This window comes from Niveispirillum sp. FG148 (genome assembly GCF_057809655.1).
This window is the reverse complement of sequence record NZ_JBMDKJ010000002.1, coordinates 248,574-273,279: the sequence shown is the minus strand read 5'-3', so window position 1 is coordinate 273,279 and position 24,706 is coordinate 248,574. Positions and strand designations below refer to the sequence as shown.

The 24,706-nt window shown below is 65.3% G+C and carries 18 protein-coding genes; 5 read left to right on the top strand and 13 right to left on the bottom strand.

Annotated elements, in window-relative coordinates:
* Positions 1-67: 67 nt before the first annotated feature.
* Complete coding sequence (locus tag ACODTW_RS03065) at positions 68-1,048, bottom strand: helix-turn-helix domain-containing protein (protein WP_488944412.1); 981 nt, start codon at positions 1,046-1,048, stop codon at positions 68-70.
* A gap of 262 nt (positions 1,049-1,310) precedes the next feature.
* On the opposite strand from ACODTW_RS03065, the gene ACODTW_RS03060 reads away from it, so the two are divergent.
* Entirely contained in the window at positions 1,311-3,518 is a 2,208-nt protein-coding gene (locus tag ACODTW_RS03060; protein ID WP_488944411.1) for a TonB-dependent receptor, read from the top strand.
* 19 nt (positions 3,519-3,537) lie between these two features.
* A complete protein-coding gene (locus tag ACODTW_RS03055) occupies positions 3,538-3,942 on the top strand; it encodes a 2,4'-dihydroxyacetophenone dioxygenase family protein (RefSeq protein WP_488944409.1) in 405 nt (134 codons plus the stop codon).
* A gap of 69 nt (positions 3,943-4,011) precedes the next feature.
* On the opposite strand, the gene ACODTW_RS03050 is transcribed toward ACODTW_RS03055, so the two are convergent.
* The 5 genes from ACODTW_RS03050 to ACODTW_RS03030 form a co-directional block, all read right to left on the bottom strand.
* A complete protein-coding gene (locus ACODTW_RS03050; RefSeq protein WP_488944408.1) occupies positions 4,012-4,980 on the bottom strand; it encodes an alpha/beta hydrolase in 969 nt (322 codons plus the stop codon).
* Between the two features lie 14 nt (positions 4,981-4,994).
* Positions 4,995-6,119, bottom strand: coding sequence for an NAD(P)-dependent alcohol dehydrogenase (locus ACODTW_RS03045; protein WP_488944407.1), 1,125 nt, complete (start codon positions 6,117-6,119; stop codon positions 4,995-4,997).
* Positions 6,120-6,133: 14 nt separating this feature from the next.
* Complete coding sequence (locus ACODTW_RS03040; protein ID WP_488944406.1) at positions 6,134-7,603, bottom strand: aldehyde dehydrogenase family protein; 1,470 nt, start codon at positions 7,601-7,603, stop codon at positions 6,134-6,136.
* Between the two features lie 18 nt (positions 7,604-7,621).
* Positions 7,622-10,054 (bottom strand): TonB-dependent receptor, encoded by a 2,433-nt coding sequence (locus ACODTW_RS03035; RefSeq protein ID WP_488944405.1) that lies wholly within the window; start codon positions 10,052-10,054, stop codon positions 7,622-7,624.
* Between the two features lie 117 nt (positions 10,055-10,171).
* Positions 10,172-11,134, bottom strand: coding sequence for an AraC-like ligand-binding domain-containing protein (locus ACODTW_RS03030; protein WP_488944404.1), 963 nt, complete (start codon positions 11,132-11,134; stop codon positions 10,172-10,174).
* A 217-nt stretch (positions 11,135-11,351) separates the two neighbouring features.
* On the opposite strand from ACODTW_RS03030, the gene ACODTW_RS03025 reads away from it, so the two are divergent.
* Complete coding sequence (locus ACODTW_RS03025) at positions 11,352-12,323, top strand: fumarylacetoacetate hydrolase family protein (protein WP_488944403.1); 972 nt, start codon at positions 11,352-11,354, stop codon at positions 12,321-12,323.
* A gap of 269 nt (positions 12,324-12,592) precedes the next feature.
* On the opposite strand, the gene ACODTW_RS03020 is transcribed toward ACODTW_RS03025, so the two are convergent.
* From ACODTW_RS03020 to ACODTW_RS03010, 3 genes are all read right to left on the bottom strand, one after another.
* Positions 12,593-14,059, bottom strand: coding sequence for a methyl-accepting chemotaxis protein (locus ACODTW_RS03020; RefSeq protein WP_488944402.1), 1,467 nt, complete (start codon positions 14,057-14,059; stop codon positions 12,593-12,595).
* A gap of 231 nt (positions 14,060-14,290) precedes the next feature.
* The gene (locus tag ACODTW_RS03015) at positions 14,291-15,910 is read right to left on the bottom strand and encodes a GMC family oxidoreductase (RefSeq protein WP_488944400.1); all 1,620 of its coding nucleotides are present in this window, start codon (positions 15,908-15,910) and stop codon (positions 14,291-14,293) included.
* Positions 15,907-16,938: a Rieske 2Fe-2S domain-containing protein gene (locus ACODTW_RS03010; protein WP_488944399.1), complete on the bottom strand. Its 1,032-nt coding sequence runs from the start codon at positions 16,936-16,938 to the stop codon at positions 15,907-15,909. The genes ACODTW_RS03015 and ACODTW_RS03010 overlap by 4 nt, the downstream gene beginning before the upstream one ends.
* 312 nt (positions 16,939-17,250) lie before the next feature.
* Between ACODTW_RS03010 and ACODTW_RS03005 the strand changes: the two genes are divergently transcribed.
* Positions 17,251-18,753, top strand: coding sequence for an AMP-binding protein (locus ACODTW_RS03005; RefSeq protein WP_488944397.1), 1,503 nt, complete (start codon positions 17,251-17,253; stop codon positions 18,751-18,753).
* Positions 18,750-19,559, top strand: a complete 810-nt coding sequence (locus ACODTW_RS03000) for an enoyl-CoA hydratase/isomerase family protein (protein ID WP_488944396.1) — start codon at positions 18,750-18,752, stop codon at positions 19,557-19,559. Before ACODTW_RS03005 ends, ACODTW_RS03000 begins: the two co-directional genes overlap by 4 nt.
* Before the next feature lie 61 nt (positions 19,560-19,620).
* Here the strand turns inward: ACODTW_RS03000 and ACODTW_RS02995 are convergent, their stop codons facing one another.
* The 4 genes from ACODTW_RS02995 to ACODTW_RS02980 all read right to left on the bottom strand — a co-directional run bounded on the left by ACODTW_RS02995 (position 19,621) and on the right by ACODTW_RS02980 (position 24,677).
* Entirely contained in the window at positions 19,621-20,916 is a 1,296-nt protein-coding gene (locus tag ACODTW_RS02995) for a spinster family MFS transporter (protein ID WP_488944395.1), read from the bottom strand.
* Between the two features lie 71 nt (positions 20,917-20,987).
* A complete protein-coding gene (locus ACODTW_RS02990) occupies positions 20,988-22,181 on the bottom strand; it encodes an acetyl-CoA acetyltransferase (protein ID WP_488944394.1) in 1,194 nt (397 codons plus the stop codon).
* Positions 22,182-22,290: 109 nt separating this feature from the next.
* Complete coding sequence (locus ACODTW_RS02985) at positions 22,291-23,763, bottom strand: 3-oxoacyl-[acyl-carrier-protein] synthase III C-terminal domain-containing protein (RefSeq protein WP_488944393.1); 1,473 nt, start codon at positions 23,761-23,763, stop codon at positions 22,291-22,293.
* Between the two features lie 11 nt (positions 23,764-23,774).
* A complete protein-coding gene (locus ACODTW_RS02980) occupies positions 23,775-24,677 on the bottom strand; it encodes an SDR family NAD(P)-dependent oxidoreductase (RefSeq protein WP_488944392.1) in 903 nt (300 codons plus the stop codon).
* Positions 24,678-24,706 lie beyond the last annotated feature (29 nt).

Genomic DNA, 24,706 nt, shown 5'->3' with positions numbered 1-24,706 from the left:
TCATTAAGGGGATCATGGACGGGAAGGGCAGAGGCGGCTTGTCAGGCAGGGGCGGATAGTTTGTCGGTCAGCGCACGTCCTGACCGCGCCCGTCGCGCGCCTGCTGCCTGAACTCACGCGGGGTGGTCCCAAAGGCGGCGCGGAAAGACCGGCTGAACTGCGAGGCGTCGGCGAAGCCGTTCTTCATGGCAATCTGGGTCAGCGACAGGGCATCGCAGCCGGCCGCGGCCAGATCGGCACGGCAGCGCTGCAAGCGTCGCTGCTTGATCCACTCCGAAACGGTCATGTCCGTCGCCTCGAACAGCCGGTGCAGGTAGCGCGGCGAGAAGCGGAAGGCGGCGGCGATGGCCTGGGGCCCCAGTTCCGGATCGCCGACATGGGCATTGATATAATCCTGCACCCGCGCCAGCAGCGCCCGCTGGAACGCCGACCCGTTCAGCCGCTCCAGTTCCGGGCGGAAGGCGATGGCCGCCAGTTCAACCGTGGCACGCAGCATGGCGGGCCGGTCGGTGGGATCGATACTGTCGATCGACCGGTGCAACTGGCGCAGATGGGCCAGCAGCACGGCCCCCACACCGCTGTCGCCCCGCACCTGCAGGCCGCACATGTCCTCGATACAGGGCAATGCCGACAGGGCCTGCTGACGCGGGATCAGCAGGGAATATTGATGCTGTACCTGCTTGGCGGCGAAATAGGCGGGGCGGGTACTGTCCCACAGGGAGATGCTGCCTGCACTCAGTTCGCTCTGGTTACGTCCCTGTTCCAGCAGGGTGCGGCCCTGTTCCAGGAACAGCAGGCAGAAATATCCGGCCTCCGCCTTGCGGATATCGTCGGCCCGGCGCCAGCCCGACAGGGGATCGGCGACCACGCGGGTGAAGACGAAATCATCCACGGGCCGGCGCTGCACCTCTGCACTGTAATTGTCGCCCCGGTCGACATGCAGATCCCAATGGAAATGGGTGCGGTCCAGCACGTCCTGAAAGCCACGAAAGCGGCGGGCAACGGGCATGGATTGGGATGACCAGTTCTCGATCTCGGCCAACGACATGTCTCCTCCCACGGATTGATCTTGTTTTTGGCCCGATCCGTTCGGGTAGCGCACAGTAAACCGCAAATCAGGTCCTGACGAGCGGCCGCATACGGGGCGATGCGCGGAAGAACAAAAGAACTGTCGCTGCCGCGCAAGTCGGCCCGGCAATCGCGCTCTGGCGCATGAGTTCTGACGCTCAGCGCAAAGTCACGCCCCGGCCGGCGGGATAGTTTCCGACCATCGCAGAAAAATGCCCGATCAAAGGGACAAGGGAGGAAACATGCAGTTCAGGAAGGGGGCGCGTGCCGCGCTGGCCCTGTCATTGCTGGCAGGCACCGCGTCGGTGGCACCGTCGGGTGCCCAGGAAGCCATCGAAGAGATCGTGGTCATGGCTCAGCGCCGGGCGCAGAACCTGCAGGAGGTGCCGGTTTCCGTCTCGGCGTTGGGTGGCGATCAGCTTCAGGAAAGCGGCCTGTCCAACAGCCTGGCCATCGGCGACATCGTGCCGAACCTGGAGATCAAGACCTTCGGCGGTGTGCCGAACATCTTCATTCGCGGGGTCGGCAACAACGACTTCAACTCTTCTTCCGTGGGGCCGGTCAGCATCTATCGTGATGATGTCGCGGTGGCCTCCACGGGCAGCCAGATCTTCTCCCTGTTCGATCTGGACCGGGTGGAGGTGCTGCGCGGTCCACAAGGCACCCTGTTTGGCAAGAACACGACGGGCGGGGCCATCGTCTATATCTCCAAGCTGCCTGACGACGCGCAGGAGGGCTATTTCCGCCTGGGCTACGGCCGCTTCAACCTGTTCGAGGCGGAAGGGGCCGCGTCCATGCCCCTGGCCGATGGCTTGTCGGCGCGCGTGTCGGGCATCCTGCGCCGGCGCGACGGGGAACGGGTCAATCTGCAGACCGGTGATCGTGCCATCGACGTTGATGAAGGGGCGGTGCGCGCCATCCTGCGCTACCATCCTGAGGGCGACCAGGATGTCGATATCCGTCTGGCCGCCGGCACGGGCCGCGACCGCAGCGATTATCTGCAACCCAAACCCGATGGACAGATCAAGGGGGCCGACCTGTTCGGCTACAAGGACCCGGCACCGGGCGATGTGAAGATCCTGAATTTCAACGGCGACAGCCGCAATTACTCGGATAATGACTGGGTATCGCTGACGGCGTCCTTTGGCCTGTCCGACACGGTGTCGCTGAAATCCATCACGGGCTTTGACAAGGGCAATGTCGATAACCGCGTTGATGTCGACGGCGGGCCCAAGCGCATTGATCAGATCAAGTTCCTGACCGATACGGAGCAGAAATCCCAGGAGCTGCAGGTCGCCTATGCTGGTGACGGCGTCCAGGCGTTGATCGGCGCCTTCTATTTCGATGAGGATTTCACCTCCCATTCCGAGGCTGATCTTGTCGGTGAACTGACCTTTGCCCAGGGGGCCGTACCCCTGATCACCGATGCTACCCGCCGTAACAAGAGCTATGCCATCTTTGGTCAGACCACCATCAATCTGGCGGATGATCTGCGCCTGACGGGCGGCGCGCGTTATACCTGGGACAAGGTGGATGCCACGCACCAGGGGCGGTTGATCCCCGGCTTCTTCGACGCCACCATCCCCGATGGCGCGCCCATCGCCCTGGTGCCTTATGCCGCCATGGGCGACACGTTCAAGGCGTCTTCCTGGCGTCTGGCCGCCGACTATGACGTGACCAGGGATGTCATGGCCTATGGCAGCGTCACACGGGGTTTCAAGTCCGGCAATTTCAACATCGGCATCATCACCAGTGTGGCGGAACGGACCAAGGTCGACCCGGAAATCCTGACAGCCTATGAGGTCGGCCTGAAAAGCACCCTGCTGGACCGCCGGCTGCGGGCCAATATCGCGGCCTTCTATTACGATTACAGCGACCTGCAGGTCCTGTCGGTCAATCAGCAGGGCAGCGGCGTGCCGACCCTGGGCCTGGACAATGCCGCCGACGCCCGCGTCAAGGGGCTGGAAGTGGAACTGACGGCCATCCCCGTCGACGGCCTGGATCTGGGCCTGAACCTGGGCTTGCTGGATGCGCAATACCGCAACTACACGTCCGGCGCCATCGACCCGGCCACGGGCCGACCGCGCGATTTCTCCGGCAACAAGCTGCCGGGGGCGCCGAAATTCACGCTCTCCAGCTTCGCGCAGTACAGCGTGCCGTTGACGGCCAGCTACCGTGCCGCCTTTCGGGCCGAATACAATTATACGGCCAAGAAATATTACAACAACGCCCAGGATGATCTGGTCAGCAGCCGGGGCGGCCACGGCCTGTTGAACCTGCGCGTGGCCCTGTCGGCGCCGGATGCTGATTGGGAATTGGCTTTCTGGGGCCGGAACGTTACCGACAAGGCCTATATCGTCGATGCCACCGACCTGCGCGATTTCGGGTTGATCCCGCTCTATTACGGCGAGCGGGCGACCTGGGGCGTCGAATTCACCCAACGTTTCTGATCATAGGGGAGGGACAAGCATGTCCACCGATGAAAGCCTGATCCCGGCCGCAGAGGCGCGCTGGGCGCCGTTGGCCGAGGGCATTGATTTTCGCCTGCTGTTCACGAGCACGGAGACGGGCCGCTGGACGGTGCTGTTGCGCTGTCAGCCCGGCAGTTCCTTCGGCCGGCACAAGCATTATGGTGCTGGCGAATATTTCGTGGTGAAGGGCCGTATGGAATATCGCATGGGCACGGCCCTGACCGGCACCTGGGGGTACGAGCCGTTGGACACGATCCACGAATGCACGACCTTCCCGGAATATACCGAGCTGCTGTTCACCAACCACGGTCCGGTGATGTTCATCGAGGAAGATGGAACCATCCTGTCGGCATTGGATGGCACATTGGTCCGGACTCTCTGGGAACAGACAGCGGCGGCCTGACCAGGGCAGGGGTCATCCGGCAGGGGCAATCCGGATGACCCGACGGCCGATAACCGCGTCAAGGCAGATTCAACCGCCCTGATAGTCACTGTCACATCCGGCAGTTCGCCGGCACCAGTTGGCGGCCTCTGCCAGCAAGGGCTGAACAGCCCCGGTGACCCCGGTCATATGGATGAAGGCGTGGATCAGTGAGGGTCCATGCCGGTGCGTCACGGTCACCCCGTCAGCCGACAGCCGGGCGGCCAGGGCGAACCCTTCATCGCGCAGCGGATCATAGCCCGCCGTCAGCAGCATGACCGGCGGACAATGGTCCATCGGCCCCCGGTGCAGAAGGTTGAAACGGGGATCGGCGCGCTGTGCTTCGTCGGGAATGGCAAAGTCGTTAAAAGCCTGTATCAACCGCTCGGTCAGCAGGTAATCACGCCCCAGCGCCGCCCGGCTGGGATATGGCTGATCGAAGGACAGGACCGGATAGAACAACAGCACCCCCGCGATGCGGCAACCATCGACAGGCGCGTCCAGTGCGGTGGCCAGCGCCAGATTGCCGCCGGCGGAATCCCCGGCAAGGATCAGCCGGCCGGGGTCCAGGCCCCAGGACGCCCCCTCCCGCCCGATCTGGGCCAGGATCGACAGCGCGTCGTCATGGGCTGCCGGCAACGGGTGTTCCGGCGCCAGCCGGTAGGTCGCGGCCAGCACGGGCAGACCCGACAGGGCGGCCAGACGGCGGCAGGCCATCTCATGGCTGTCCAGTCCGCCAGCCACGAACCCACCCCCATGGAAGAACAGAATGGCCGGGCCGGGCCCAGCGTTGCCCGCATCCGCCGGTCGGTAAAGTCGCCCTTCCAGCGGCTCCACCGCGCCTGCCAGCGAAAGCGGTTGCTCCGTCAAGGCTTCGGCCGGCGGCGGCCCTTCCATCATCCGGCAATTCTCCGTCATGACGGCACGGATCACGGGAACCGGCAGGTCGCCCATATCCGGCTGTCCCAGGCTGCGTATATGCGCCAGCAGGCCGGCGATATGCGGGTCGAGTTCGGTCATGTCGTGTCCCTTATTCACAGCACTGGCAGCGGTGTGCCGGGCATCAGGATGATCGGCTTGATCACCTGCCCATGTTCTGACGCTTCAACGGCCTGGTTGATCTCCGCCAGGGGATAGAACTGTACCAGCCGGTCGAACGGCAGGCGGCCCGCGCGGTGCAGTTCAACCAGCCAGGGGATGAACTGGTCGGGATCGGCATCCCCTTCCACCACCCCGCGCAGGCGGCGCCCGCCGCTCAGCAGATGGCCGCCATCAACCGCAATATCCTGGCCATGGGCGATGGCGCCCACTACGGCGCATTCGCCCATGGGGGCCAGCATCATGATGCCGCTGCGGATGACATCGGCGCGGGCGGTGGTATCGATGCTGTAATCAACACCCACACCCTGGGTCAGCGCCAGGACGGCGGTGACCGTGTCGGTGCTGGTCGGATCGATCACATCGCTGGCGCCCAGCGACAGGGCCATGTCGCGCCGGGCCGGTTGCGGGTCGATGGCGATGATGCGCCCGGCCCCGACCATCCTGGCCGCCATGATGGAAGACAGGCCCACGGTGCCGGCACCCATAACCACCACGCTTTGCCCAGCCCGCACCCTCAGCGCGTTGGTGACCGTGCCCACCCCCGTCATCACGCCGCAGGCCAGCGGGCCCAGCAGGGCGATGGGGGCATCTTCGGGCACCTTCACGACATTGCGTTCATGAGCCAGGGCGTAGGTGGCAAAGCTGGACTGGCCGAAGATGTTGCCGTGGATCGGCTGCCCATCCTTGGAAAGTCCGCTGCTGCCATCCAGGCGGGAGCCGAAGAAATTGCGGGGGAAGAATTCCCGACAATAGGACGGGGATGCACCGGCGCAGGACGGGCAGCTGCCGCAACTGTTGAAGCTGATCACCACCGCGTCGCCAGGGCGCACCTTGCGTACGCCCGGCCCCACACTATCCACGATTCCGGCCCCTTCATGGCCCAGCACCACCGGCTGTGGCACCGGCAGCAATTGGTCCCGCATGACCATGTCGGTGTGGCAGATGCCGGTCGCCAGGATGCGTACCCGCACCTCTCCCGGCAGCGGTTCTTCAATGTCAAGCTGCTCCAGGCGAAAGGGGCCGCCCGGTTCACGGGTCACTGCCGCCGTGATCTTCATGATCCTTGCTCCGGTCAGAAGGGGTAAGCAGGGGGGCGAGCCTTTACCGTGGACCAGCGCCAGGTCGAGAACTCATCCCAGTTGGCCGGACCACTGATGCGCCCGCCATTGCCGGATTGGCCGAAACCACCGAATGGGGCCGACGGATCGGCCAGCACCGTCTGGTCATTCACATGCAGATGGCCGACCCGCAGCTGGGCGGCGACGGCGCGGGCCCGCGCCAGGTCATTGCCGATGACCGCCCCGGCCAGGCCGTAGGCCGTGGCATTGGCCAGCCGCACAGCCTCGGCATCATCGGCAAAGGTTGTGATGACGGCCACGGGGCCGAACAACTCCTCGTTGAAGGCGGGCATGCCGGGGCGTACATCGGCCAGGACGGTGGGGGCATAGAATCGGTCGTCGATGCGCCCGCCGGCCAGCAGTCTGGCCCCGGCCTTCACGCTGTCCTGCACGATGGTGTCCAGGCGTCGCACCTGTTCCGGCGTGATCAGCGGACCCAGCGCCACCTCTGGATGGGTGTTCGGATCACCCACGGGAAGGTGCCGCGCCTTTTCCACCAGCCGCGTGGTCACGGCCTCGGCGATCCCCTGCTGCAACAGGATACGGCCCGTGGCCATGCAGATTTGCCCCTGATGCAGCCAGGCGCCCCAGGCGGCATTGGCGGCGGCCAGATCCGGATCGGCGTCGTCCAGCACGATCAGCGGGTTCTTGCCGCCCAGTTCAAGCTGCACCTTCTTCAGGTTCTCCCCGCACAGCGCGCCCACCCGCCGCCCGGCGCGGGTCGACCCGGTGAAGGACACCATGGTCACCCGCGCATTGATACACAGTTCCTCGCCGGCCTCCGCATGGCCGGGCAGGACATGCAGCAGGTTTGGTGGAAGGCCCGCCGCTTCGAAAAGCTTCGCAATCACCAGACCTCCCGATACCGGCGTGCGCGGGTCGGGCTTCAGCAATACAGCGTTCCCCGCGGCCAGTGCCGGGGCCACGGCCCGCAGCGACAGGACCAAGGGAAAATTGAAAGGGGAGATGACGCCGACCACCCCCAGCGCCACCCGCTCGGCCAGACTGTCGGTCCCCGGATCGGCCGGCAGTACGTGGCCGCGTGGTTCCATTGCCTGTGCGGCCGCATGCTCAATAAAACCAACGGCATGGTCGGGTTCCAGCCGCGCCTTGGCCAGGATCGATCCACCCTCCCGCACCAGCCATCCTGCCACCTCTTCCCGATGCTGGCGCAGCAGGTCTGCCGCCCGGCGCAGGATGGTGGCCCGCGCACCGGGATGCAGTGCTGCCCAGCTGGGCTGGGCCTGTGCCGCCCGTTCTGCCGCCGCCGCCACCTGCGCGGCACCGGCCAGCCCGACGCTGACCAGCACCTGGCCGGTTGCCGGTTCCACCACCGGCAGGGGGCCGGCGCCGGGCCGCCAGCCCCCACTATAAAGCAGGCCCTGCCAACCCTGACCCATCAGGGATGTGCTTTCCGTTGCCATGTCGCTGCTCCTGTCCGATCAGCCGCGCACGCGTAGCGTCAGGAACCATTCGCGCGGCCGCGAATAGGTGCCGGTGGTGTTGCCGATGCTGCTGTTGGTCAGCCCGGTCACCAGATAGCGCTTGTCGGTGGCATTGCGCACGCCGGTCAGGATCTGCCAATTGCTGTCTGCCGGGCTGTATTCCGCCGACAGGTTGACGACGCCATACCCGCTCTGGATCAGGGCCGGGGTGTTGGTGGCATCCTTGGCCTGGCTGCTTTTATAGACATAGTCTGCGCGCAGCGTACCGCTGCCGGCTTCGCCCAGCCCGACCTCATAGGCGCCCCCGACGTTCAGGGTCCAGTCGGGCGTGTTCACGAACTTATTATCCAGCGCGATGGTCGATCCCGCCTCCAGCTTGCGATATTCGGCATTGAGATAGCCAAGGGCCGCATTCAGGGTGAGGGCGCTGGTCACAGCCGCCTCGGCTTCCAGCTCAAACCCCTTGATCCGGCCGGTGCCCGCATTCTCAAAGGTGGGGGAGATGCCGCGCTGCACCACCACCTGGATGTTCTTGTAATCGGTCCAGAACGCCGCCCCGTTCAGGCGCAGGCGCCGGTCAAACAGTTCCGACTTGATCCCCGCCTCATAGGTGTCTGCCGTTTCCGGCTCGAAATCCGGGGCGATGCCGCTGGGTTCGGGCGCTGTCAGTCGGGTGGTCCAGCCGCCGGACTTGAAGCCCTGCGCGTAAGATGCATAGGCCAGCACATCGTCCGTCAGCTTATATTCCGCCCCCAGCCGCACCGAACTGTCGGTGAACTTCTTGTGGTTGACGCCCAGCGGATAGACGCGCGTCAGATCGGTCTGGTCGGGATAGAAGGCGGCGGGAAACCCCATCTTCAGGGCAAAACTGTTCAGGTCGCGCTGCTTGCCCTCGAACCGCTTCTTCTCCTCCGTGTAACGCGCGCCGAAGGTCAGGCCGATCCGGTCGGTCAGCTGGAAATTATTGTGGGTGAACAGGGCCCAGGCGACGTTGCGGAAATCATTGGGGCCGTAGACCTGCACCAGCCCTTCAACGAACGGTACCGTGTCCAGCAGGTTGCCCGTTTCCTTGAAATAATAGGCGCCGACCACCGATTTCAGCCGGTCATCGAAACCCGTATAGTTCAGCTGCAGCTCTTGCGACACCTGTTCCTGCTGCATGTTGAAGGACGTGTCGGAGATGACGAAGGGCGCGCCGCCATTTTCCACGCCAAAGGCGCTGTCCAGGTTGCGGTACGCGGTGATGGATTTGAAACCCAGGGATTCCGACAGCGACCAGTCCAATGTCGCCGACAGGCCATAGGTGTTGACGATGGAATAGTTGCTGCCCCTGGCATAGGACGTGTCGATGTCGCCCGTGATGAAGCGGTTGTCATAAGGCAGGCGGTTGTTGGATGGATCAGCATCGACATTCACGCCGGCCAGCCCGGTGCCCACCGTCCCACGCGGACCGCAGGCAGCCCCCAGGCCGATGCTGGCCAGCACGGCGGGCGGCAGGCTGATACAGGCATTATAGACGGACGCGATGGATTGGCTGGCCGGATCGGTGATGGTGCCCAGCAATGTGCTGGGGGCGGCCTGTTCATTGGCCCAGGAGGCATCGCCCGCCAGCACCAGTTTCACATCCTGATTGGGCGTGAAGGCCAGCTTGCCGCGCAGGGTGCGCACATTCTCGTTGCCCTGCCGGTCGCCGCCGGGCGGGCGGGACGTCATGAACCGGCCGGTATCGGTGACGAATTTTTCCGCGCCGGGGAACGGGATGCGTTTCTGATACCCGTCGCGCTCCTTGGAGGAGAAGGAGACCGACGCCGCCAGCTTTTCCTCCACCAGCGGCACATTGACCGTGCCGCGGGCGTCCAGCCGGTGGAAGCTGCCGGTCGTCATCTCTGCCTTGTACTTGAACTCGTCCGTCGGGTCAGCCGTGACGACGGAGATGGCGCCACCGATGGTGTTGCGTCCAAACAGCGTGCCTTGCGGGCCTTTCAGTATCTCCACCCGCTCAATATCCAGCAGATCGACGGCGGCCCCCACGGTACGGGCAAAATAGACACCATCGACATAAAGGCCGACGCCCGGTTCCATGTTGAAGGCGAAATCATTCTGGCCGATGCCGCGCACGAAGGCCGAGACGATGGTCGACGAGCCGGCGAAGGGCGAAGCCTGGTCGATCTGGATATTAGGCGCGAAGTCGGTGACCTGCGTGACATTGGTCAGGCCCTTGGCTTCCAGCGCATCGGCCCCCATCGCCGTAATGGCGATCGGCACTTCCTGAAGATTTTCCGCTCGCTTCTGCGCGGTGACGATGATTTCATCCAGCATGCCCTGGCCGGCATTGTCCTGGGCCTGAGCGGTGCCCGCCAGCGCCAGGAACGGCAAGGCCGAGACGCATGCCTTCAACAGCGCGGTTACCGCGCGCTTACTGCCCTTCATGATGTACCTCCCAGTACGAGGCGCCTTTGTTATTGGCGCTAATTGTACTGTGATATAATCATTTGGCGGGCAGGCATGCTTGACCGGAGCGGCAGAGAAACTTGGTGAAAGCGGCAATCAGGCCGCAGGGACCTTCTCCAGGCGGTAATCGCGGGGCGAACGGCCGAACCGTGCCTTGAAAGCGCGGGAGAAATGGCTGGCATCGTTGAAGCCACAGGCGAACGCCAGCTCCGTCACGCTGCGTCCGGCGTAGTGGGGGTCGCGCAGCTGCCGGGCGCATTCCTCCAGCCGTCGTCGCAGGATATAGGCCGTCAGGCTTTCGCCATCACCGGCCAGCAGCAGACGCAGATAGCGGGGTGACAGGCCAAGGGCGGTCGCCACGCTGGCGGGGCCAAGCTCTGCATCGAAAAGCCGGGCCTCCACATAACGGCGGATACGGGCGCGGTGGCCATCGGTCAGCGCCCGTTCCTCTGCGCCGGCCCCGAACTGCATTTGGCAGGCCGTGGCGAACAGGTCCAGGATGGTGGCGCCCAACCGCTCGCCCACCGGATGGGACAGGCCTTCGTTGCCATCGGCCTGTTCCCAGACTTCCGTCACCAGGGTGCGGACCATGCGCATCGGCCCGGCCGCCCCCTGTAACCGCCGGCCCAACAGACTGTGCGGCGCCACCACCCGACGGCGCAGCTCAGAGGCCGGAATGCCCAGAATCAGGGTCCGCGACAGGCCGGACAGGCCCAGATCATAGGGGCCGGCGGTGTCGCACAGCACCATGTCGCCCGGCTCCAGCCAGGCTTCCCGCCCATCCTGGAGGGCATGCATGCGACCATCCAGCTGCGTGTGCAGGAAATAGAGATGCTCCCCCGCGGCCGCCACACCGTGGCGGCGGATGATGCGTGCCGGGGCCGAGGCGGCGTGCGCGATGGACAGCCCGCCCAGACCGGTGCTGCGGATATGATTGTCGAATTCACCGGGCATGTCCGGTTCGACATCCAGATCCGTAAAGACGGAGGACAGGACCTGTTTCAGGTAATCAATCTTGGCACGCGGCGATGGCAGGCCGCTGGTGGAGAAATGTTGCATAGGCTCTCCCTGACCAACGCGCCAAGCGTAACACAGCCGAGTGCATTGTTCATCGGGGATATCATGCCGGTTTCAGCCGGGGCCATATCCTTGCCGGGCCTGCGCGGCCTGCCGCAACATATCGGTGCGGCCGATAGCATATATCGGCAATGCCAGCTTTATGCCTGGGCATCGTTCCCGTATGCCAATGTCTCCCCATCATTTCCAGAGAATAGAAATGAAGCTGGCAAGTCTTGACCTTGGCGGGCGTGACGGACGGCTTGTCGTCGTCTCCCGTGACCTGACCCGCGCAGTTCCCGCCACCGACATTGCCAATACCATGCAGCAGGCGCTGGATGACTGGGCCGGCATCGCTCCGCGCCTGCAGGCCTTGTCGGATGCGCTGAACGCCGGACTGCTGACTGACACTATGCCGTTTATCCCTTCACAGGCGCTGGCTCCACTGCCGCGGGCCTGGCAATGGCTGGACGGGTCGGCTTTCCATGCGCACGGGGAACTGATGGCCAGGGTCTTTGGCATCTCCAACCCGCAGACGGACAAGCCCTTGATGTACCAGGGCATGTCTCATCGCTTCATTGCACCCGCCGCGTCCGTGCCTTTCCCGGCTGAAGAGGACGGGATCGATTTCGAGGGAGAATTTGCCGTGGTGACGGACGACGTTCCCCTGGGCACCGACAAAGTCAGGGCGCGCGACCATGTCAAGCTGATCCTGCTGATCAATGACTGGTCGTTGCGCGCCACGGGCCGGGCGGAAATGGCGACGGGATTTGGTTGGGTCCAAGCCAAACCCGCCTGTTCCGCCGCCCCCGTTGCCGTGACGCCGGATGAACTGGGCGATGACTGGGCAGAAGCGCGCGTGCATCTGGACTTGCAGGTCGACCGCAATGGCCAGCGTTTCGGTGCGGCCAATGGCGGCGCGATGGGTTTCTGCTTCGGGCAACTGATCGCCCACGCCGCCCGCACCCGCGACCTGTGCGCCGGCACGATCATCGGGTCGGGAACAGTATCCAACGAGAATTATCGCGAAGTGGGGTCCAGCTGCATCGCCGAACGGCGTGGCATCGAAATGCTGGATGAAGGAGCGGCCCGCACAAGCTTCCTGCGTTTCGGCGATCGGGTGCGCATGGAGGTGCTGAAGGATGGGCAGAGCGTCTTTGGCGCCATCGACCAGCAAGTCGTGAAAGCCTGAGCGCGACGTATCGCCCTGGTCGATGCTTGGTGTCGATGTAAGCGGATTTTGCGATTTGTTCGGAAAGACCCGTCGGGATCGGCATTTTCAGCGCGATCCCGCTCTGCTCTGGTTTCGCAGTCTGATGCGCCGCTGTGCGGCAGAACAGGATGCGGCCTGACCCATCGGGCCGACGGTAACAAAGGCTGTTGGCGACGCCGAAACGCCACCAACAGCAACAATGATATTACCGCCGCCGTACCGACGCTCATCAATTATGGTCGCCGGGACTAACCGGCGCTGTTGCGAATTTGATGAACAAAGCCGTCCACGGCGTTCAGCAATTGACGGGTCTCTTCCCCCAGGGTTTCCGACAGGCGTGTGATGCTGTCGGCGGAATGGTCGGTTTCGTTCCAGGCATCGACCATGGCACTGCCGCCGGTGGCGCTGGTCTCGGCGCTTTCGGCGGCCTTGCGGGCGCTGCGGGCGATCTCGCGGGTGGCGCTGTCCTGTTCCTCGACAGCGGCGGCGATGGCGGCAGTGACATTGTCCAGATCGAAGATGGCCGAGGCGATGGCTTCGATCGCCTTGCCTGCGCGGTCGGTGATCTCGCGGATGGACAGCACCTTTTCGCCAACCTCGCCGGTGGCCCGTGCGGTCTGGCCAGCCAGATTCTTCACTTCCGATGCCACGACGGCGAAGCCCTTGCCGGCCTCACCGGCCCGTGCGGCCTCGATGGTGGCGTTAAGGGCCAGCAACTGGGTGTGCTCGGCGATCTCGCTGATGGTGCGCAGCACCCCTTCGATGCTGGTTGCAGCCTCCGTCAGACCCAGAACAATGGACTGGGTCTCGCGTGCCTGGGCGGCGGCGCTGCGCGTCTCCGCGCTTGACCGGGCGACCTGGGTGGCGATTTCCGTGATGGCGGAGGAAAGCTGACCTGCGGCGGCGGCCACGGCACCGGCACTGCCGACGGCATCGTCGCCGGCGCGATGCACGGCGTGGGATTGGTCGGACCCGGCCCGCACCAGCCCGCGCAGGCCCTCTGCATCTGATTCGGCTGACGCAGCGGCATCGGCCACCCGGCGGGCCAGACTGCCCACCTGCTGTTCCAGCTGGTTGGCGACCTGCAGCAATACCCGTGCGCGTTCCTGGCGTGCTGTTTCGGCGCTGGCCTCCCGTTCGGCGGCGGCGCGCGCCACCTCGGCATGGGCGGCCTGTGCGTCGGCCAGGGCGGCCTGCGACTGGCACAATGCCTGTGACAGGGTGGCGGCGATCCAGCCCATCAGCGCCCCTTCGAAGGTGGCGAACCAGGGATAGACCAGAAGATTGAGAAAGCTCTCTCTGTCCACCCCCAGGTCCGCCGGCACCACCAGCCCGCCAAGGAAGAAACCTGCCGCCAGCGTTGCGGCACCCAGCGCCACCTGCCGCCAGTTACAGGTGCCGGTGATTACCGCCAGCAGGACAAAGGCATAAATCTGCATGCCGGTCTGCCAGCTGGTCTGGCCGCGGAAGGTGACCACGGCCACCAGCCCGGCGATGGGCAGCAACATTGCCAGCAGCCATTGTATCCATCCTGGTGGCAGGAGACGCCACGCGGCCAGCCCCAGCAGGGTCAGCACGGCGCTGCCCAGCGGGCCAAACCAGCCGACTGAACCGGTGACGATCCAGGGTGCTACAACCAGCACCGGAATCTGGATCGCCAGCAGGCCAAGGGAGAGAAGGGTAGTAGTATTACGGATCCGTTCGATCGGGGTCATGGGCCGTCCAGCTTTCGGCTGCTTCGGGGGCGGGCACCCGCATTCTTTAGGATAGCCATTATCGGATAAAGCCGTCCATCGGCATTGACCCATGTCATTCGCTAACAGAAGGGTTTCCAACAGCGCCACCGGTTCGAAAACCGGACATGGTCATCCACACCACCAGTTCATCGCCGCTGATGATCTCGGGAATCGGAGTTGTCGCCAGGGTGCGCACGGATGCGCGAGCGGTTACCGACCTGCCATCAGAAAATCCGCGGCACGTTCCCCGATCATGATGCTGGGGGCGTTGGTGTGGCCGCCGATCAATGTCGGCATGATGGAGGCGTCGGCGACACGCAGGGCGTCCACCCCATGAACCTGCAAGGTGGAATTGACAACGCTCTGCTCGTCCGTCCCCATCCGGCAGGTGCAGGCCGGATGCTGGGCGGTGACGGCGATGGCGCGGATATAGCGGTCCATTGCCGGCCTGTCGGCCACCTTGGGGCCTGGAAACGCCTCCTCGCCCACGAAATCACGGATCGGGTCCGTCGCCATCAGGTCCCGCGTCCAGGTGATCGAATGGCGCAGCAGGTCGACATCCTGGGGATCGGACAGCAGGTTGAAGCGGATTTCGGGCGGGGTTGACGGATCGGCCGAGCGCAGGCGGACTGTCCCCCGGCTGCCCGGCCGCAGCACGCAATTCAGCGAGGTCAGCACGTCGTCGTGCGGCCGCCTTATACCGGGAAACCAGACATGGGCGTTCAGGCTGGTCGGCATCAGGATATTCTCCAGATCCGGCCGTTCCAGCGCCAGGTGCGACCGGTAATAGGCGATCGCGGTCAGGGGTTGGGTCCCCATCATGCCCCGGCCGGTCAGGGCCCAGCGCAGTGCGGACAGCATGATACGGTCGGCGCGCAGCGCCGCGCGCAGCGGGAAGGCGCGTTTACCGCGGAAACCCATCGGCACCAGCGGGTGGTCCTGCAGATTGCTGCCGACGCCGCCCAGATCCGCTACAACGTCGATGCCATGCGCGCGCAGATGGTCGGCGGGGCCGATGCCGGACAGCATCAGCAGGTGGGGCGATGCATAGGCCCCGCCGCACAGCACCACCTCGCCCGTGCAATGCGCCGTATGGCTTCGGTCGGCCTGCCGATATTCCACACCCACGGTACGGGAGCCTTTGAACAGAAGGCGCGTCACCTGCGCCCCGGTTTCGATCCGGAGGTTGGGCCGGTTGCGGGCGGGGCGCAGGAAGGTGCTGGCGGTGCTGGCCCGCCGCCCCCGCCCGATCGTCAGGTCCGGCAAGCCGAATCCTTCCGATGTGCCGGACTCGAAATCATCGGTAACCGGGTGGCCGCGGTTGCGTGCGGCGGCCTGCATGGCCTGGACCAGCGGGTCGTCCGTCGACATGCGCGATACGCTCATCGGTCCGTCGGCACCATGCCAATGACTGGCCCCGCGCTCGCTGCGCTCCGACTTACGGAAATAAGGCAGGACCTCGTCGAACGACCAGCCCTTGGCCCCCATCTGTGCCCATTGGTCATAATCGCCCGGATGGCCGCGCGAATACATCATGCCATTCACGGCCGACGAGCCGCCCAGCACCTTGCCGCGGGCAGCCGGGATCGACCGGTCGCCCGCGTGCGGCTCCGGCTCTGATTTGTAGCCCCAGTCAAACAGCATGCGCTGGCGCAGCAGCCGGAAGGCGACGGGCATCTGGATCAGCAGGCTGCGGTCGCGCGGACCCGCCTCCAGCAGCAGCACGCTGATATCGGGGTTTTCGCTCAGCCGTGCGGCCACGACGGCCCCCGCCGACCCGCCCCCGATGATGATGTAGTCGGGCCGGTCCCGGCCATTCCCGCCGATCATGCCGGCACCGGCCCGTCAGCGACCTGTTCCTGGGCAATCAACCGGTTCAGCTTGCGCCGTGCCAGGGCCGCACCGGCATCAATGGGCAGCAGCGTGGGCCGCAGACTGTCGGGATCGGCATTGCCGATGCGTGTCTGCTGGTCTTCCAGCATAGGCTTATCCTCCCGCTCGAACGCGTGTTGCAGCATTGTCCGCAGACGTGCGGAATATTCCACATCATCCATGCGGTCACGCCTTGTGCCGCAGACAAAGTAATGGGTACGCCGCGCCGTCTCCGGCGTCATGCTGTGCAGGGCCCAGACTTCGTCTTCCCGGGTGCGCTCCCGGCCGGCCGGGGTCAGGGCTGTCTTGATCACCATGATGGCCGGTGCCTGCCATTCAGCCCGCGTCCAGGCATTGGCCAGTTGCGACGCGGGCACGCGCTCGCGAAAACGCGGTGGCGGCACGACATCCCGCTTCTCCCACTCCACCGCCACACCGCTGCTGGTGTCGGTCACCAGGGGGCGGACCCCGGTCATGACCCCGCCCAGCGTTTCCGGATGCAGATAGTCGGCGTGGCTGAGGTCCAGAAGATTGTCGGTGACCAGGCGATAGCTGGCCTGGATCGGGATGGTGAAGTGGATGCGGGCCGTTGGCGGAGTTTCGTCGATGAAGGACAGGTCGGGGATCAGGATCGGGTCGGCTCCACCCTCGTCACCCATCCAGATCCACAGGACGCCGTGGCGTTCCGCCACGGGGAACGCACGCACACGCAACGCCGCTGTGATCTTGCCATGCGGGTTCAGGGCACAGCGCCCGGCCCCATCGAACGCCAGTCCGTGATAACCGCAAATGATGCGCCCCTGGTCGACCCTGCCGGTGGAAAGTGGTGCGAAGCGGTGCGGACACATGTCATGCAGGGCGCTGACACCCGCGGCGGTTCGGAAGGCGACCAGCGGCACGTCGATGATGGTCCGGGCCAGGGCCGCATCCCCCAGTTCATGGCTGAAGCCCAACTGGTACCAGCGATTACGCAGGAAATGCTCCATGCCGATCCCCTCCCTTCACAATGTTCATTATTCCGGGTTGGCCCGATCAACGGGGGCCGGTTTCAGACAGTGTCGGCGGGTGGCTTATCATGCGTCAAATGACTTGTAGTGAACTGGAATTCCCAAAAGGAATGCTGTCGCAACATTCCTATCAGGAATGCAACTGCCCAGTAAAGCATTGGACGGGAATGCCGGGCCTTGGCAGGCTGATCCCGGATCAGTCCTTTGGAACATAGAGGGGCAACAAGTGCCTGGTGGAATGTCGAGCAGCAGCGTAACGCGGTCCGGTGCGGAATGCGGGGGTTGCGGCGCATGAGCACGGTTTCCACGGCGTCCGCCCGCATTCCGCTGGGGCTGGTCTTGTCCTATCATGCCGCCATCGACCCTGATCGTCCGGCGCTGACCCAGGATGGTGTGACGCTGAGCCGGGCCGAACTGGATGCGCGGGCAAACCGCCGTGCCCGCCTGCTGGCCCGCCATGGTGTGGGGCAGGGGGATTTCGTCATCTTCGCGCTGCCCAATTCCATCGCCTTTTTCGAAACCAGTTTCGCGCTTTGGAAGCTGGGGGCGGTGCCCTGTCCGATCTCCCCCAAGATGCCGGCCGCGGAATGTGCCGCCATTGTCGAGGCCGTGTCGCCCCGTCTGATCCTCGGTCCGCCGGAACTGTGCTTTGCCCAATGCCCGACCCTGGCGCTGGACGCTGAACCTGAGCCGCAGGACAGTGACCGGCCTTTGCCGGCCTGTGTTTCGCCGTCCTGGAAGGCAATCACCAGCGGCGGCTCCACGGGGCGGCCCAAGGTCATCGTCACCGGTGTCGACGGGCGGACCGATCCGCAAGGCCCGGGCTATGCGCTGCAGCGGCCGGGCGATACGATCCTCAATCCGGGACCGCTCTATCACAATGCCGCCTTCAGCGCGGCGCACCAATGTCTGTTCGGCGGTGGTCATGTGGTCAATATGGAGCGGTTCGATGCGGAGACCTGTCTGGCCCTGATCGAACGCTACCGCGTCAGTTACGTCATGATGGTGCCGACCATGATGGGCCGCATCTGGCGCCTGTCCGAAGAGGTACGGGGCCGGTACGATCTTTCCAGCCTGCGCATCCTTGTCCATCTGGGCGGCCCCTGTCCGGCCTGGCTGAAGGAATGCTGGATCGGATGGATCGGGCCGGAACGGCTGTACGAGATCTATGCCGGGACGGAAGGGATCGGCGCCACCATCATCAATGGCGTCGACTGGCTGAGCCACCGCGGATCGGTGGGGCGCCCGGCACCGGGCACGGAGATGACAATCCGGCACCCCGATGGCTCGGTCTGCGCGGCCGGGGAGGTGGGGGAAATCTTCTTCCGCCAGGCGTCCGGTGCTGCCCCGAATTTCCGCTATATCGGATCGGAGATGAAGGTGGCGGATGGCTGGTCGTCGCTGGGGGACCTGGGCCACACGGATGATGACGGCTTCCTTTATATCTCCGATCGACGCACCGACCTGATCATCTCCGGTGCCGTCAATATATATCCGGCGGAGGTGGAGGCAGCCATCGACCGGCATGCCGCCGTACGCGGCAGCGTGGTCATCGGCCTGCCGGACGACGACCTGGGCAACCGCGTGCATGCCATTGTTCAGGTGGCGCCCGACCAGGCCCCGCCCTTGGATGCGGAGACCCTGGCCGCCTATCTTGCCACCCAACTGGCCCGCTACAAGCTTCCCCGAAGCTTCGAATTCGTCACCACCGACCTGCGCGACGAGGTGGGCAAGGCCCGCCGCAGCCAGTTCCGCCAGGAACGTCTCTCACCGGAAAGCATGGGCAGACCATGAGCGAGCAACCCCTTTCACCCCGGGATGCCGGGCCGTCGGACGGGCCGGACCAGGATGGCAACATCGTTTCGGTGACGAACCTGGCGGGCCAGGTGGCTCTTGTCCGCTTCGCCCGCCCGCCGGGCAATTATTTCAGCACCGCCCTGATCACGGTCCTGGCGGCAGCGCTGGAGGCGGCCGATGGCGATCCCGAAATCCACGCCATCGTTCTGGCGGCCGATGGGCGGAATTTCTGCGCCGGCGCGGAACTGACGCAGCAGCATGAGGAGCCGGAGCAGCTTTATGCCGCTGCGCACCGGCTGTTCGCGATCCGTAAACCCATCGTGGCGGCCGTGCAGGGTGCGGCCATCGGCGGCGGGCTGGGCCTGTCGCTGGTAGCCGATTTCCGCGTCGTTGCCCCCAGTACGCGCATGGCCGTGAACTTCGTGAAGATCGGCATCCATCCGGGCTTCGCCATCACCCTGCTGCTGCCGCGCGTGGTGGGGCAGCAGAAGGCCGCAGAACTGCTCTATACCGGCCGGCGCATCAATGGGGAGGAGGCGCTGCGGATCGGCCTAGCCGATCGTCTGGTGGCGGAGGAGGATCTGGACGATGCCGCCGTGACCCTGGCCCGGCAGATCGCCGAAAATGCGCCCCTGGCCGTGGAGGCTACCCGTGCCACGCTGCGCGGTGGGCTGCTGGAGGACATCCGGCGCCAGACCGATATCGAGGCGCGCAAACAGCATGAATTGCGCATCACCGAGGATTTTGCCGAGGGTATCCTGGCCGTACAGGAACGGCGGGCCGGCAACTGGAAGCGCCGGTAGGACATTCGCCGTTGCCGTCACCCCGGCCTTTGCGGGGTGACGGCCCCGATGGCCGAAATCCTTACAGCCCAGACTTTCGCCGCCGCGCTTCCTGTCGGATCAGCCAGGCGGCACCCGCCTGGCACAGGAAGGCCAGGATGATGAAGGGTGTCAGCCATTGCAGGGCCATGGCCAGCGCCATGTTGCCATAAACCGGCGTCAGCCGGTCGCTGACCACACCGACGAACAGGGGCCCGCAGCCCAGCCCGATCAGGTTCAGGATGAACAGCAGGATGGAACTGACCGTCGCCCGGTACTGGGCCGGGGTCCGGTTCTGCAGCAGGGCCAGGGCCGGCACCAGATAGGTGGAGGTCAGGGTGATCGGCGGCACCAGCAGGGCCAGCGACAGCTGCCAGCTGTCCACCATCGTGAAGCCGAACAGGAAGGGCAGCACCAGCACCATGCCCAGGCCGGGCAGCAAGGGGTACCAGATCGGATTGCGGGCCCCGGCCCTGTCCGCGATCACGGCGCCCATCCAGGCGGCCAGCACCATGGAACCGGCGACGATGACGCCGAAATAGCCGCTGATCTGCCCCAGCGACATACCCTGCACCCGGGTCAGAAAGGCCGGCGTCCAGTTGAGCAGTCCGAAGGAACAGAAGGAGGTCAGCCCGCAGGCCAGTGCTGTGAGGATGAAGACGGGTGACCGCCAGAAAAAGCCCAGTGCCGCCGTCAGGCTGGGGGCCGCCTTCGCCGTCCCCGTTTGTGCCATGTCGGCATCGAACCGGCCGCGAACGGGTTCCCGCACGATCAGCAGCAGCAGCGGTGCGAACAGCAGGCCCGCCGCGCCGATGGCCATGAAGGCCGCCCGCCAGCCATAGGCCTGTGCAATTGCCGCCCCGGCCACGGCCCCGACAAAGCTGCCCGCCGGCACCCCCAGCACGTAGAGCGCCAAAGCCCGCCCCCGCTTGTTGGCCGGGAAATAATCGGCGATCAGGGAGTAGGAGGGGGGCGAACAGCCCGCCTCCCCGATACCCACGCCGATGCGGGCCAGGGCCAGACTGATGAAGCCGGTGGCCAATCCCGACAGGGCGGTGAAGATGCTCCAGATGCCGCAGGCGGCGGCGATCAGGCGGGTGCGGTTGCCCCGGTCGGCGATCATCGCCACCGGAATGCCGAAGAACGTGTAGAAAAGCGCAAACATCAGCCCCGTCAACATGCCGATCTGGGTATCGCTGAGGCCGAGATCCTGTTTGACCGGCTCCACCAGGATCGACAGCAATTGCCGGTCGACGAAGTTGAGCATGTAGGCAAAGGCCAGCGCCGCCACGACGACATAGCGGTAGCGCGCGTCCGGCTCGGATGATTGGGGGCTCACGGCCGATCCTGTCTGTTCAGGGGTGAAAGCATTTTGGCAAGGGTGCCGGACATGGCGCGTCGGAATGCCCGTCACAGCAGCCCGACGATGGAGATGGAGCAGATGCCGTGGAACGGTGCGCCCCCCAGATTATGGGCCAGCGCGTTCACCACCGGCTGGTTGCGCTGGCGTGGGCCGGCCCGCCCCAGAAGCTGGAGATAATTCTCATAGACCATGCGGATGCCGGTGGCGCCGATGGGATGGCCGAAACATTTCAGGCCGCCATCGATCTGGCAGGGCAGGGCGCCATCGGCATCGAAACGCCCGTCCAGCACATCGCGCCAGGCGCGGCCATCCTCGCTGAGACCCAGATCCTCCATCGTGACCAGTTCGGTGATGGAGAAGCAATCATGCACCTCCGTCAGGCTCAGTTCCGCGCGCGGATCGCTGATCCCGGCTTCCGTATAGGCGCGGGCGGCGGCGGCACGGGTGGTCGGCACATAGCTGCTGTCCCAGCCGCTGCCCTGCGCCTCCCACCCACCGGTGGCCGCCAGCTGCAGCGACTTGATGGTGACGATGTCTGATTTGCCCAGGGCGCGGGCGATCTCCGGCCGGGTGACGATGGCGCAGGCCGCCCCGTCGGACACGCCACAGCAATCGAACAGGCCCAGGGGGGCCGCAACGATCGGGGCCCTGATCACCTGTTCGGCCGTGATCGGCTTGCGCAGATGGGCCTTGGGGTTCTTCGCCGCGTTGGCGTGGCTTTTGACCGAGATATGGGCCATGGCGCGCTTCAGATCGTCCGCTGCCACCCTGTGGCGTGCGGCGTAACCTGAGGCCAGTTGCGCGAAGGCGCCGGGTGCCGTCAGGTTGGCGTTGGTGGCATCATAGAACGGCCCGCGTGAGGCGGCGGGAAGCCCGCTATAGCCGGCATCCTTCAGCTTCTCCATGCCCAGCGCGAAGGCGATGTCGCAGGCGCCGCTGGCCACGGCATAGGCGGCCCCGCGCAGCGCCTCCGTTCCCGTGGCGCAGGCATTTTCCACCCGTGTCACGGGGATATTGTGCAGCCGCAGCGCCAGGGCCAGCGGAATGGCGCCGGGTCCCACGGCATTGCCGGCATGACCGAACCAGCCGGCCTCCAGTTCCGACGGGTCGATGCCGGCATCGGCGATGGCTTCCTCGAACGCCTCCACCATCAGGGTCGGGCCGTCAGTGTCCCAGCGTTCCCCGAACTTCGCGCATCCCATGCCCAGGATGGCGACCTTGTCCTTGATCCCATTGGCCATTGTCGGTCCTTTCGCTTGCGCGCGCCCTCAGACGCCGGGCGCCGCCATCCGGCGGCTTGGCTTACGCGCCACGAGGCGCGCGGCGGCGGTCGCCGCCGTGTACCGGCGGTCAGCCGTCCTGGCCGGCGGTTCGCCCGGCATCCGGGGCGGCTTTCCAGAAATATTGCGTGAAGCCACGGGCATCGATGCGCTTGATCCGGAACATCATCCGCATCCGCGCACCCGGCTGCGGGATGGTGTCGCCCACATCCACGATGTCGGCGATCATCCGGCCGCCGCCCTCGAAATCGATCATGCCGTAATGGCTGGGCGGATCGGGGGAGAAGGCCAGATGATCGGCGGTGACCGTGACCAGCTGCGCTGGCCGATCGGCCAGCGGATAGTCATCCTGCGTATCCACCATCCGCGCGTTGCGGGCCACGGAGATGGTACTTTTCGGATATTGCACCGTCCCGGTCACGCGGCATAGCCCACCAACCAGCCCAAGGACGGTTTTCCGGTCACGGTAAAGCGCGGCATGGGAGGTCTTGAGGTCCAGTTCGGCGCGCATCCCGGCTTCCAGCCGGACCTCTCCTCGGAAATGCAGATGCTTCAGGTAATTCTCCTCCGGCTGTCGCCGCGCCAGCCAGCCATCCACCCCCTGGCCGCGGGTGCCCCGGCCGACCCGGTCGGTAGTGCGGAACAGCAGCAGGTCGACGCCCTGGCCGAAACCGGCGAGCGCGATGCACTTACCCGGACCGGCAACGGCCAGCAGCCGGGACAGCAGCAGCAGCGGGTGGGCCGCACCCGTATAGCCCAGTTGCCCATGCATGCCGTCTACCAAACGGTCGGGCGGAATGCCGATGGCGTTTGCGACCTGTGCGTCGACCCCTGGTGCCGGCAGGGCCATGATCAGGTGGTCGATGTCGGCGGCCGCGACACTATTGCGGTCAAGCCCGTCACGGATGGCTCCCGTCAGCAGCCGCAGATAGCCCTCGTCCCGGACCCAGCGCCCCTCCCAGGCGTAATCATGGTGGCGGTCGCTGGCGCGGTAATGGTCGACGAAATCGACGGTGACGCTGTAATGGCCGGTCAGCTCCGCGATCAGATCCCGCGTGCCGGTCAGCAGGGCGGCGGCCCCATCGCCATTCGTGAACTCATCCGTCGATGCGGGCCGTGCCGGCCGCTTGTCGGCGGCAAGGCAGAGGACGGGCGCATCGGCCGATCGTGCGGCTTCCAGCGCGGACAGCAGGGCGGCCGTGCCTGCCCGTTGCGATCCCGCGACATCCATTGCCCCGATGGCGTCGGGCAGGGTCAGGGCCTCCTTGACGATCCCGGCATTCTGCCGGTCGGCAAAGGGCAGGCTGGTGGAAGCCAGGATCAGGCGGGTCACCTCCCGCCGATTGCAGCCGGTCAGGCAGTCGCGCGCCGCCTCCACCGCCATGGTGACCGCATCCTCGTCCCAATTGGCCATGGCCCGTTCGCCCTTGCCCAGGCTGGCCAGCGCAGGATTGTACCAGCTGGTGGCGGCGGCCATGGCCCGGCGCTGCAGGCGCAGCAGCGGGACATAGGCACCGATGGCCGTGATGCCCGCCCTTGTCATGCCGGGCTCCATCACAGCGGGTCCCAGCAGATGATGTCGGTCATGCTGCGCAGCGGCTGCATGCTGGGTCGCAGGGCCGGCATCAGCGTGTCCGCACAGCTCCGTGGTGTCCAGCCCGTGGCGTTGTGCATGGTGCGCAGGATGGTCGGCCGGGAATAAAGAAAGACCTCATCCCCGCGAACGCCGAAAATCTGGCCGGTGATGTCGGCCGCATCATCCGCGCACAGGCAGGCGACCAGCGGGGCGATTTTCTCCGGCTTCAGGGATTTCAGCTTTTCCGCCCGGTCGCGGTTCGCACTGTCCAGCGGCACACTGTCGACCAGTCGGGTCCAGGCCGTGGGCGCCACGCAGTTCGACCGCACGCCAAAACGCTGCATATCCAGTGCGATGGACGTGGACAGGCCGATCACGCCGGCCTTTGCCGCCGCATAATTGGCCTGACCGACATTGCCAAGCAGGCCGGTGGTCGAGGTGAAATGCACAAAACTGCCTGAACCCTGTTCGCGGAAATGCGCTGCCGCGGCGCGGGAGACCAGGAAGCAGCCGGTCAGATGCACGCTCAACACATCGTTCCAATCGGCCAGGGTCATCTTGTGGAAGATGCTGTCGCGCAGGAAGCCGGCATTGTTCACCACCGCGTCAATGCGGCCGAAATGCCCGATCGCATCGGAAATGATCGACGCGGCACCATCCGGATCGGCGACGCTGGCATGATTGGCCACGGCCGTACCGCCAGCCGCACGGATCTGGGCAACGACATTGTCGGCCGGGCGCGCGTCGGTGCCGTCGCCATCGGTCGAAACGCCCAAGTCATTGACCAGCACCTGCGCCCCTTCCTGGGCGCAAAGCCTGGCAATGGCGGCACCGATCCCCCGGCCGGCGCCGGTGACCACAATGGTTTTTCCCGTCAGCATCCTCATCTCCATTTTCTGCTTGCAGCTTG